The sequence below is a fragment of the Dapis brunnea BLCC-M229 genome (genome assembly GCF_050015995.1).
Classification (GTDB): Bacteria; Cyanobacteriota; Cyanobacteriia; order Cyanobacteriales; family Microcoleaceae; genus Trichodesmium.
The window spans coordinates 17633-29309 of the sequence record NZ_JBNHEP010000178.1 but is presented as its reverse complement, the minus strand read 5'-3'; the positions used below and the strand labels follow the sequence as shown (position 1 = coordinate 29309).

The window sequence follows — 11677 nt, the reverse complement described above, 5'->3', positions numbered from 1 at the left end:
TGTAGACCAAGCATTATAGTCTAATTTTACCAGTTAAGTTGTGTAAGTCCCACTAAGCCAAGGAGAAGATGTCAATATTCGCTACCAAGAAGTTTTTCTGTATTACCGATATCTCCGAGAACCAGAAAAACGCCCTTCTGTTTTGAAAAAAGCAAATCCATTGGTTTTGTTATTTAGAAAAATCCTTAAAACATCGAAAAATTACCGCAAAAAAGTGATTTTAACATTATCAGAACTTACGCAAAAATACCATAGAAAACCCATTTGGGATCTTTTTAACTAGGCGTAAATAGGTTAACCTATTTCCGCCAACAAGTGGGGTCAATTTTTCATTTTTCAGTTTTATTTTGATTAAGGGACTTCCAACAACTCTATTATCCCAAAGCTATCGAGAGTTAGTATCTGTTTGAGCCGACACTCCTCAGGTAGACAGTGTTGTTGGGGGATTTTTTTAAAAGGCTTAAAGAGTGATGATTTCATTCACAGTTCTTTAATCTCCTCTATTAATGTTGGGTGGAGAAGCAATTAAATGCGATCGCCAACCTCAAAAAATTAAAACGAAAAATAGTAGTTTTCTTGAGGCGATCGCCTAACGGTTCATGTCGCGGCAGCGAAACTGCCGTTCCCCCTACTAGATATAGTGGTCTTGCGTAAGTCCTGTGGATAAGAATTGATTCTATTTTTGATTCTTGGAGATGTCTAATAGTAGTAGTGGCGTGTTTCACCTAAAATAGTACATTAGTAGGGGCGGGTTTTAGCTAGAATTTTCATGCTTACTCTCACACTTTATACAAACCCGCCCCAGGGTGTTAATTAAACCATTAGGGGCGGGTTGATCTAACAACCTGTGAAAAGTCCTTAACTAATATCATGTCGGTTGGTATCGTTTGAATAGACCACAGTAGTGGACCGTTTCATCTTAAATGGTGCAATAGCAAATTGGTCTGAGATTGCTTTCCTGACGGAATGCTTCGCAAACACTGTCGCTCACAATGACAACTCTAATACACTATTTTAGCTGAAACAATCCACTACTGGATTACGGAGAATCTTCCCCCCCTTCCCTCCCAGGGAAGGGGGTTGGGGGGTTAGGTTGTTCACACCGTCTCCGCTGCCGTAGTCTGCACCGCAGGTTGCGGCTGGAATTGGAACATAGAATAAACAACATTCCGACGAATATCCGTCATCATATCCAAAAACAACTCATAACCCTCACTCTTATACTCAATCAACGGATCTTTTTGCCCATAACCCCGCAAACCAACAGACTCGCGCAACGCATCCATCTGCTGCAAATGTTCCCGCCACAAAGTATCAATTTGTTGCAAAATAAAGAAACGTTCGGCATCCCGCATCAAACCACCACGAATTTGATTAACCTGCGCTTCCTTAATATCATAAGCATTCCTTACCTGCTCGTGCATAAAAGTCTTAATCTCATCCATCGACAGATCGAACAACTGCTCCGGAGTTAAATCTGCCAATAAATACACAAACTGCTTTACCTTATCTACCAACTTATCCAACTCCCACTCTTCCGAAGGCAACTCAGGATTAATATACGCCTCCACAATATCATCCATAGTTTGCTCCGCATATTTAATCACCTGTTCCTTCAAATCCCTACCTTCCAATACCCGTCGGCGTTCCGCATAAATCGCCCGACGTTGATTATTCATCACCTCGTCATACTCAAACACCTGCTTCCGCATATCATAATAATAAGTTTCCACCTTCTTCTGGGCACCTTCCAACGAACGAGTCAATAACCCAGATTCAATTGGCATATCCTCCTCAACCCCAAACGCCTGCATCATTCCAGCAACACGATCGCCACCAAAAATCCGCAATAAGTTATCTTCCAAACTCAAGAAAAATCTAGTCGAACCCGGGTCTCCTTGTCGCCCCGCTCTCCCCCGCAACTGATTATCAATTCGGCGTGACTCGTGGCGCTCAGTACCAATAACGTGCAACCCACCAGACTCTATTACTCCGTCATGTTCCCTGTCTGTGTAGCTTTCATATTCTTTGCGAATCAAGTTGTAAACTTCGCGCAACTTTTGAATAACTGAGTCTTGAGTCGGAGCTTTTTCCGCAGCGATCGCCACTTTATCTTCCACCACCAATTCTGGTAGCGCTCTTTCACCCCACTCTTTCACCGCAAAATCTACTGCTGACTTCAACATTCCCTCAGTTTGTGGTGACAACTTAACAGGGAATATCTGAGGCGAAACTTTCCAGGTTTTCACCTTTTTCTGAGGGTCAAAACCTTTTGCTGAATTAGACTTTTTCGCTCCTGCTACACGCATCATACCCATAGCATCATCATCTTCTGGTTTCACAACTCTAGGCATCAGATACTCCCGTAGTTTCAACCTTGCCATGTACTCAGCATTTCCACCCAGAATAATATCTGTACCTCGACCTGCCATATTCGTTGCAATTGTCACCGCACCGCCACGACCTGCTTGTGCTACAATTTCTGATTCCCGCTCCACATTTTCTGGTTTAGCGTTCAGCAGTTGGTGAGGAACTTTCAGTTGACCCAGTAACCTAGATAGTAACTCTGACTTTTCTACACTCGTTGTACCTACTAACACTGGACGACCTTCCTCGTGCATATCTGAACATTCTTGAGCAATAGACTTCCATTTTCCTGCCTCCGTTTTATAAACTACATCTGATAAATCTTTTCTACCAGTTGGTTTATTCGTAGGTATGATCGTCACCTGTAAATTATAAATCTTTTCAAATTCTGTTTCTTCCGTTTTTGCCGTTCCCGTCATTCCCGATAATTTCGGATAAAGCAGAAAGAAATTCTGATAAGTAATAGTTGCCAATGTCTGGGTTTCTGGTTGAATATCTACCCTTTCTTTTGCTTCTATCGCCTGATGCAAACCATCACTCCAACGTCGCCCCTGCATTATCCTACCAGTAAACTCATCCACAATAACCACTTCCTCATCACGCACAATATAGTTAACATCTTTGATAAATAATTCCTTTGCCTTCAAAGCATTAAATACAAAATGCGCCCAAGGATCTTCTGGGTTATATAAATCTTGTACTCCTAATAATTGTTCCGCTTCAGCAAAACCCTCATCAGTCAATAAAACATTTCTTGCCTTTTCATCTACTTCATAATGCTCCTTTTCCTTACTTAAAGCTGCTGCAATTTCTGCTGCCTTAATATACTTTTCACTCGGTCTTTCTACCTGCCCAGAAATAATTAAAGGAGTTCGTGCCTCATCTACCAATACTGAGTCAACTTCGTCAATAGTGCAAAAATTAAACGGACGTTGTACTACTTCATCCATGGTAGTTGCCATATTATCACGCAAGTAGTCAAATCCAACTTCGCTATTAGTAGCATAAGTAATATCGCAGGCATAATTTCTTTTCCGTTCCTCTGGGTTCATACCCTGCTGAATTAACCCTACACTTAGACCCAGAAACCGATGCACTTGTCCCATCCATTCCGCATCCCGTCTTGCTAGGTAGTCATTAACAGTAATTACATGGACACCTTTACCTGTTAGACCATTTAAGTATGCTGGTAAAGTAGCAACAAGAGTTTTACCTTCCCCAGTTTTCATTTCTGCTATTTGGCCTTGATGTAAAATAATGCCCCCCAATAGTTGGACATCAAAGTGTCGCATACCTAGGACTCGCTTTCCTGCTTCTCGGACTACTGCAAAAGCTTCTGGTAGAATTTCTTCTAAAATTTCTTTTTCTTCATCCTTAGTTTTGGCTTTTTCTAGAGCTTGTCTAAATTCTCCTGTTTTTGCCCTCAGCTCTTCATCTGAAAGCTTTTGAATATCTTCCTCAAGAATATTAATATCTGTCACCCAAGGTTGAAATTTCTTGAGTTTGCGTGCGTTGGGGTCTCCCAGAAGTTTTTTGAACATAGTTATTATCTAAGTTAAATTCCAATTATTAACTGTCAAAATAGCTGTTTCTTGTACCATTTTTTATTTATTTTGTCAATATAAATCTTATCTGAGTTTAGTCAGTTTAGAACTATTTAGTTGTTAAAAAATGGGTATCAATTATTTTATCAAAAATTCACGGGTCTAAAACCACGGCCAATTGGGGATAGGTTTTATGATCGGAAAAATTTGGGGTGTCGGTGAACAAAGCTCACCGACACCCCAATATTACTTAAGGCGATAATTAGCAGGAGTATGAGTATTTAGACTCAAAATATTCAGGTAATTTCCCCGCCACTTGTCTATTCTCAGTGTATTATATTTGAATTACAGAATGTAGGTTCTGAGGCAGAGTCATGGCACAAGACAATTCTACTCGAATCAAGTTTTGAGGAATTTGGGAATACTGGAAAACTTAAAGGCTCCGGTACACCTACTTTTAGGGAAACCTAACTAGCACACTGTATTTATGGTTGAGATGAATCTTCTTTATCCGAACTGGGAGACTCTGTATTCTTCCTGTATGAGAATAATAGGTTAAATTTCTTCGGCTTTTTCTGGTTAAAAAATGGCGTTGTTGGTTTTAGTGGTTTTGTATCTGGATCTCCCTGGAAGAAACTCCTCTTACTTATTAAGTCTAAAGCCAGACTAGCATAAGAAATCCCATTTAGTAACAACGGTTTATCAGTGTCTGGATAATACGAATAACGCATAAATGCACGAATCGCCTTATTTCTTAAGTCTTCCTCAAAAAAGCAGATGATAGGAACAAGCTCAGAATATTTAATGACTGTCCATGTTACGTAAGAGTTCAAAGACATCATCCATCCCATAGGATTTATTGCTGCCGATCCGAGGCCACCGTAGTATTCCAACTCCATACTGCTTTGACTAGACGCATTTTGACTAGCCATTTTCTCACTTTCTGATTCTTTACTCGCTTCACTTTCAGCGCCGAAGAGACCTAGGCTAGATGCAAAGGAAGATTGAAAGGAGCTATATTGTTTTGAATTAGAATCAATCTGTGAACTTACCTCACTTTGCGCAGATATCTTACCCCCGATCATAAATTTCAATGGGACAAAGTAACCATATTCATTCAAAAGATAATTTAATTTTACAAAGCCAGACCACTCATTATCACTTAAAGCCGTGTTAACCTTAGTCTTAAAATAGTCGACCAATCCAATATTATCCCAATCTATAGATAGAATCACTTTCGGTATTGTATACTCTGCAAGCAGGTAGCTCTTACTTGTTGAACTTAGTGAGCTACTTTCAAAAGATTCACCTTCTGAATCTGAATTTAAACTACCAAATAAACTGAGTTCTTGACTACTACTTCCCTTTGAAAAAAATTTTCCTACTTGATGAGCTACAAGACTTTTTTGGACATCTACTGTGAAGAATGCTTTTTTTCTAGGTACGATCCAATTAGGATGATCAGGGTTTTTATCATCAGGCCCCCAAGAAATAGCTTCCTTGAATGCTTTTGAAATGACCCAATCTTCATCCTCAGACTGAATTTTGCTAACGGTAAGAGCCTTTTTTAATTGCAATCTTCTGTACAAATCATCCCTTTTCGTTATTTTGTTCTCTGTATCTATAGTCTGTACAGCTAAATCTTGAAAAAAATCTGGTGGTGCAGATGGAGGTGGAATTTGTTCTAATTTGAGATGAATATTTTCCGGTACTATAGGTGAGTTAGTACCCCCATTGTTTGTTTCTGTGCCGTCTTCTGTCATTTTAGATTTTTCTCCTTAATAATTCCGTCGATACAAATATGATGAATTTAGTTCAATCAATACTAATCATCAAATGAATTACGTCTCAAAAGTCAAATTGGCGAGTATAGTGCGGGACTTCACAACTCACATATATCTTCGATCTTTTCGTTTTCTTTGAGTACGTAGAAAAACATATGGATAGAGCCATTGGTGATCAAATTTAATTTGTCCCTATCCTCTATTATGTTACTGATAATTGTAGATTTTTTCTGTGAATTAGAACTTCCGAGCCTGACCCGATCAAGTCCTGGACGATATTTATAATTATCTTTTTCATAGCCATAAATAGGCCATGTGACAACATTAACCAAGTGGTTTCTTAAAACATTGCTATTTATCTGGTTATCCAAGTACTGAAAATCTTTAACTAAAATAGGATCTCCTTCATTGTTGTATCTATTGATTGGGACTTTTAATTCCTGCCCATTACCTTCATTACCAACATAGAGTCTATTGACTATCGTATTTTTTATTGTAAATATTTTAAAACCATATCCACAAGGACCTTTCGATGTAATAGTAAATGAGATGTACGAACCTTCCCATAAGAAGACCACGTAATCAAAGTACCATGTATTTTCTCCTTCCTGGTTAAGTTTAACTAGAGTAGGCTTGTGGTATATACGATCATCTTCACTACTTAGACCCTCATTCAAAGAAACCTCTACTTGTAGGTCGCGATCTTTAAAATATTCGCATTTACTGCCTTTTAGTTTTTCTTCATCACTCATTGTGCTTTTTCTCCCTTTTTGAATTCCTTAAACGATAACTGATACCAATTTATGTAATTGGGATCTCTTGTGCGACTAAATATTACTTCAGCTTCACTAACTTACCTCATTTATGTATAGATAATTACATAAAAGTGGTCTTTGTTATCAGTAAAAGCTTGTATTTTGTGTATCCAATAATGGATAATATCCGTTATTTTTCTAGATGTCAATATCTTACATTATGTAGTAGGCGGAGAATATACAAGTGGCAGGGAAATTACCCAAAGACTTATCTCACAATAGTTTTGAAGCGCTTGTCACCCTGTGAGTTTTCTTTGACTAATAAAGAGAGATTTACCAAAATCATTATTTTAAAGACTAATCCTCGGTCCAAAGATTTTTTTCTTTTTTCTCCATTCATGGAGAGTTTTTATACCTTAATTTTTCAGTAAAACTTTTGAATATTTAGGGTTTGCTGAAAAAGGTCTTTTGGTAAGGGTAGGAGTCAGGAGTCAGGAGTCAGGAGTCAGGAGTCAGGAATCAGGAGAAACGGGAATTATATAAAATCCGGTTATACAGTAATTGCAAAATTACTTTCTCTTAATACAAATGTTCTATTGAATACGAATTTAAAAATTCATGCTATTCAAATCCTTTCTTGATATCAAATCGGGTTAATTGCACATAGAATCGAGTTATATAATATCTGTTTATAATTCTATAATTACTTCAATATTTAATCTCTCCTACTCCCCTACTCCCCTACTCCCAACTATATAATAAGTATTCAAGCGGATTTGATATTATAGAGGAGGTAGGAGTCATAATTTGCCCTTGGTTTTTCTGCCGTTGTCTGCCGAAAATGCTAACTTTTTAAGCTCGATCGAGCGAAAAGCTCGTACTTTTTTAGATTCAAAAAGGCACTTACCTTATATATTTCAATCCTCTTATAATTATTCAGCAAACCCTATTTATACTTATTAATTTGATTAATCTTATAAAACTTAAAGGCAAAAGTTTCCATAATTTAGATACGTTTGCCCTGTGGTGGTTTTTTGATTTTTTTCAACCTATCTTCCTACTTCCATACTTCTAACTTCTGACTTCTGACTTCTGACTTCATTAATCTAGCCATTCTGAGTTGAGAGTCCGAAAGTCAAAATTTTTAACCTTGGGATGACAAGAAATACAACCCTTGATATTTAATTGTTGAGGAAGTTCTACTTTTGGATGAAGTGCCTTGAAATAACGAGAACTAGCAATTCTGTAAGGTATTCTCTCATCTTGCTGAGATTTGCGACGAGAAGAAACTTGTAGATAATTCCAAACAAGTTGACGCGGTGGATCTATGAGAGTAGGCAGTTGTACACCGTAGTGTTGAGAATCTCGGAGAATTATTTGCCAACTTTCTGTAGGGAGGACTTGAGGTGGTACTGCAACATGACAAGTAGCACAATTCTCTAAGTACAATGATAGTCCTAACCGATAACGTTGGGGAACCACATCAACATTGCTAATTAATTCAGAATCAATTTGTGAAATAGTCGTTGCAGTAGAAATTTTTGCCATAACCCAACCACAACTCGTACTCCACAAAAATATCAGTAGTAACAGCAAAAAAAGAGGTGGTCTTTGTCTACGCCTATTTCTGAGATTAGCTCTTGACATGAATATAATCTCTGTGCTATACTTTATTCGATATTTTTAATATGACTAACTAAACAATAGGAATTGTCATACCTTCTTTTGCTACTAACCCATTAGGAAATATTGATTGGAGAGAGACCTGAACTTCATCCAATAAATCATCATTATGAGCAGGATCGTGTTGAAACATAGCTATTTGTTTCACTCCTGCCTTTTTTGCTATTTCTACCCCTACCTCCCAAGTAGAATGTCCCCAACCGATTTTCGGGGATTTAACATCATAATACTCTTCATTTGTGTAGGTAGCATCATAAATTAATAGATCGGCATTACGAGCTAGATGAAGTACATTTTCATCAAAGCGGTCTTCATAATGTTCTGTATCTGGACAATAAACTACAGTTTTACCCTCCCAAGAAACTCGATATCCAACGGCAAAATTTGGGTGATTTAGAGGAGCTGTTTCAATCTCAATATCATCAACCTTAATTACATCTCCATTTCTAAAGTCATAAAACTTTATCTCCGAACCCATTACCTGTAAAGGAATAGGAAAGTTAGGATTTACCATTTGATCGGATAAAGATTCCTTAATTGTAGTACCATCAGGTGCTATTGCCCCATAGATGTGAAATTTATTAGTTGGTACAAATGCAGGCACAAAAAATGGGAAACCTTGAATATGGTCCCAGTGAGTATGACTAAAAAATATATGGGCTTCGACTGGCATTTGCTTAAGTAGATTTAAACCCAATACTCTTAAGCCAGTCCCTCCATCAAAAATCAAACGTTTTGCCCCTACACGCATTTCTACACAGGAGGTATTACCTCCATAGCGAACTGTGCTACTACCGGGGGTAGGTATACTACCTCGCACACCCCAGAATTCAACAACAAAGTCAGTTGACAAGGTGTCTGACTGAGTAGCTGTTTCCTCAGACTGTGATATTGGGGATGACGACTCTGAAGATGGCATATTTCTATGTTTCAGACTTTCTGTTAGTACAAATCTGTGGAAAATTTCTTAATTTTCAATTTAGCTTATTCTAGCAAAATGAGCTATTACTCATTGCTAGTATATCTTGATATAATTTGGTATTGTCAGCTCTACGTTAATCAAAAAATTTTCATTGCCAAGGTGGAAATAACTGATATTTCTGTATTTAGAATTTCCCAACCCAACGAAAATTAATGAAAATTTATGCATAGCTACACAGCTAAAATTATTGGTAATAGTAATTTACTCAGATATATGCAAAAAACGATATTGTTTGGATGTTCACTATGAGAGTTAGTCTGAAAAAAATTAAGTCAAGAGTCCCTCACTAAAAAGCACTCCTATTATGATTTATTTCAATCTGTAGATAGAAGTTTTTATTTACAATAAACTGTTATAAAAATTATCACTATGGAGTAAGAATAATTTCTATGAAAGCTGAGGAACTGTCAATCAAACCAGAAAAATTAGACTTAGTTCAACTTAAAGAAAGAGTATTGAAATGGCTTTCAGTTCATGTTCCCACCTCTAGGATCAGACATATTCTCAGAGTAGAAAAAATGTCAGAGGAACTAGCTAGCTATTATGGGTTAGACCAAGAAAAAGCTAAACTTGCAGGACTGATGCACGACCTAGCTAAATACTTTTCTCCCGAAAGTCTATTACAAATCTCTAACTCAGAAGGTTTAGAAATAGATTCAGTATCAGCAGTTTGTCCTCACTTGCTTCATGCAGATGTTAGTGCAATTGTGGCCAAAAAAGAATTTGGCATAGAAGATCCGGAAATATTAGCAGCGATCGCTAACCATACATTAGGATGTCCGGCTATGAATCAGCTAAGTTGCGTAGTTTTCCTGGCAGATACTTTAGAACCTGGTAGAGGTAAGACCCCTGAGCTAGAGGATTTGAGACAAATAGCTCAAAAAAATCTATACCAAGCAGTTTGGCTAACCAGTGATTATACTATAAAACACTTGCTTGGCTTACATAGTTTGATTCACCCACGAATTCTATTGACTAGAAATTGGTTTATGGAAAAGGTCAAAAAATAACTCCACGAACAGAAGAGCAAACAGACAATAAATTAACAAGATATGATCAATATAATATAGAGGCCAAGATCGATTAGTAATTCAATTAATTAAGGAAATATATAATTTAATGTCAAATTACCCTCATATTCAATCCTTGTCAACCGAAACAAGTCTGACAAATTCGGGACTTGATGAAACTTTAGAATTGACATCCACAATAGTTAACGCTGCATTGGACCGCAAAGGAGATAACATTGTTGTCATTAAAGTATCAGAAGTATCTTATTTGGCAGACTACTTTGTAATTATTACAGGTTATTCTCATGTCCAAGTAAGAGCCATATCTCAGGCGATCGCCGAAAAGGTAGAACAAGAGAGGCAAGTTTATCCTTTAGGAGTCGAAGGCCAAAGCGAAAGTTCTTGGATCTTAATGGATTATGCTGATGTCATAGTTCATATATTAAAGCCCGAAGAAAGAGATTTCTATAATTTAGAAGCATTCTGGGGTCATGCAGAAAGAATAGATACTTTATCATTGATCGATTAGACTCAAGCTGTCAATGTTAATTACTTCTTTACTGTTATAAAAATAAGTGAGGAAAAAATTTATTTATGATTAGACAGATAGCATCTAGCTCTCCCGTTCCACCAGAACAACAACCAGCCAACGAATACGAAGAACTCAAAAATTCCTGGTTATTTTACTGGGTAACATTAGAAAGACCTAATTATTTAAGGAAGCTAGTCTGGGTTTGGGTATGGAGTTGGTTAGTATCAGGCCCAGTCGCAGCAGCAAGTTTCCCTCCAGAAAAATATCTGGTGCAATTCTTACTGAGTGGGTCAGCAGGAGCAAGTTTAATTCTAATTTTGGTATTGTTACGACTTTATTTAGGTTGGAATTATGTCCAGTCACGTCTTGGGAATACCAAAGTTTTTTATGAGGAGTCTGGTTGGTATGATGGGCAAACATGGCTAAAAACACCAGAGGAAATTACAAAGGATAGATTAATACTTGAATATCAAGTTAAACCACTTCTGCAAAGATTACGCAAAACTTTTTATATTTTTCTGTCATTAATTGTTATTGGCGGAATCATTTGGTTTTGTGTATAAAATTGCCCCCAAAAAACCGAAAAAAATTCTAATCATTATAGTAGATAATTAAGTCAGTAATTCCAGCAATCTAGACCAAAAAATTAGGTCAGTACCCTAACGTTGGATACTATCTATTACCCAAATCTTTCTTAAGATAAAACTTGATAAAAGAGATGATTTATGTATTTACCATTAAATAGATATTTCGGGAAAATAAACGTATTTAAAACTTATTTAATTAGAGACTTTTCCGTAATTTTGCTCTGTTTCTCTACCCATCCTCCCATCTCCCTATCAGAAAAGGGTTTCAAGACTTATGGGTAAAGCATAGCCTTGGATAGGGGATAAAAAAATCAACTTCAGTATTTCAAGGCTCTGTGTTCAGCGGTCGGTACTGTGAAAGAAGTTACGACCCAGGAGGCTAACTGTTTCGCTGCGCCACATGTTTGCGGAGCATTCCGTCAGGAAAAAGCGT

Annotated in this window: 9 protein-coding genes; 4 read left to right on the top strand and 5 right to left on the bottom strand. The window is 37.3% G+C overall.

Features of this window, described 5'->3' with window-relative positions; translation table 11 throughout:
• Positions 1 to 513 precede the first annotated feature (513 nt).
• Entirely contained in the window at positions 514 to 654 is a 141-nt protein-coding gene (locus ACP6PM_RS20350; protein WP_426587817.1) for a hypothetical protein, read from the top strand.
• A 443-nt stretch (positions 655 to 1097) separates the two neighbouring features.
• On the opposite strand, the gene secA is transcribed toward ACP6PM_RS20350, so the two are convergent.
• From secA to ACP6PM_RS20325, 5 genes are all read right to left on the bottom strand, one after another.
• Positions 1098 to 3908, bottom strand: a complete 2811-nt coding sequence (secA, locus tag ACP6PM_RS20345) for a preprotein translocase subunit SecA (protein WP_426587815.1) — start codon at positions 3906 to 3908, stop codon at positions 1098 to 1100.
• A gap of 488 nt (positions 3909 to 4396) precedes the next feature.
• Positions 4397 to 5674, bottom strand: a complete 1278-nt coding sequence (locus ACP6PM_RS20340; RefSeq protein ID WP_426587813.1) for an MAC/perforin domain-containing protein — start codon at positions 5672 to 5674, stop codon at positions 4397 to 4399.
• A gap of 119 nt (positions 5675 to 5793) precedes the next feature.
• Positions 5794 to 6447 (bottom strand): hypothetical protein, encoded by a 654-nt coding sequence (locus ACP6PM_RS20335; protein ID WP_426587811.1) that lies wholly within the window; start codon positions 6445 to 6447, stop codon positions 5794 to 5796.
• 1104 nt (positions 6448 to 7551) lie between these two features.
• Positions 7552 to 8097 (bottom strand): diheme cytochrome c, encoded by a 546-nt coding sequence (locus ACP6PM_RS20330; protein WP_426587810.1) that lies wholly within the window; start codon positions 8095 to 8097, stop codon positions 7552 to 7554.
• A 49-nt stretch (positions 8098 to 8146) separates the two neighbouring features.
• Positions 8147 to 9052, bottom strand: coding sequence for an MBL fold metallo-hydrolase (locus ACP6PM_RS20325; protein ID WP_426587808.1), 906 nt, complete (start codon positions 9050 to 9052; stop codon positions 8147 to 8149).
• Positions 9053 to 9504: 452 nt separating this feature from the next.
• Between ACP6PM_RS20325 and yqeK the strand changes: the two genes are divergently transcribed.
• The 3 genes from yqeK (at position 9505) to ACP6PM_RS20310 (ending at position 11220) form a co-directional block, all read left to right on the top strand.
• Positions 9505 to 10125, top strand: a complete 621-nt coding sequence (gene yqeK, locus ACP6PM_RS20320) for a bis(5'-nucleosyl)-tetraphosphatase (symmetrical) YqeK (RefSeq protein WP_426587806.1) — start codon at positions 9505 to 9507, stop codon at positions 10123 to 10125.
• Between the two features lie 109 nt (positions 10126 to 10234).
• A complete protein-coding gene (gene rsfS, locus ACP6PM_RS20315; protein WP_426587804.1) occupies positions 10235 to 10654 on the top strand; it encodes a ribosome silencing factor in 420 nt (139 codons plus the stop codon).
• A gap of 65 nt (positions 10655 to 10719) precedes the next feature.
• Positions 10720 to 11220: a CGLD27 family protein gene (locus tag ACP6PM_RS20310; RefSeq protein ID WP_426587802.1), complete on the top strand. Its 501-nt coding sequence runs from the start codon at positions 10720 to 10722 to the stop codon at positions 11218 to 11220.
• Positions 11221 to 11677 lie beyond the last annotated feature (457 nt).

Bases quoted from the DNA above. Each gene is read 5' to 3' on its own strand.
- secA (WP_426587815.1), bottom strand. From the start codon at position 3,908: ATGTTCAAAAAACTTCTGGGAGACCCCAACGCACGCAAACTCAAGAAA.
- ACP6PM_RS20340 (WP_426587813.1), bottom strand. From the start codon at position 5,674: ATGACAGAAGACGGCACAGAAACAAACAATGGGGGTACTAACTCACCT.
- ACP6PM_RS20335 (WP_426587811.1), bottom strand. From the start codon at position 6,447: ATGAGTGATGAAGAAAAACTAAAAGGCAGTAAATGCGAATATTTTAAA.
- ACP6PM_RS20330 (WP_426587810.1), bottom strand. From the start codon at position 8,097: ATGTCAAGAGCTAATCTCAGAAATAGGCGTAGACAAAGACCACCTCTT.
- ACP6PM_RS20325 (WP_426587808.1), bottom strand. From the start codon at position 9,052: ATGCCATCTTCAGAGTCGTCATCCCCAATATCACAGTCTGAGGAAACA.
- yqeK (WP_426587806.1), top strand. From the start codon at position 9,505: ATGAAAGCTGAGGAACTGTCAATCAAACCAGAAAAATTAGACTTAGTT.
- rsfS (WP_426587804.1), top strand. From the start codon at position 10,235: ATGTCAAATTACCCTCATATTCAATCCTTGTCAACCGAAACAAGTCTG.
- ACP6PM_RS20310 (WP_426587802.1), top strand. From the start codon at position 10,720: ATGATTAGACAGATAGCATCTAGCTCTCCCGTTCCACCAGAACAACAA.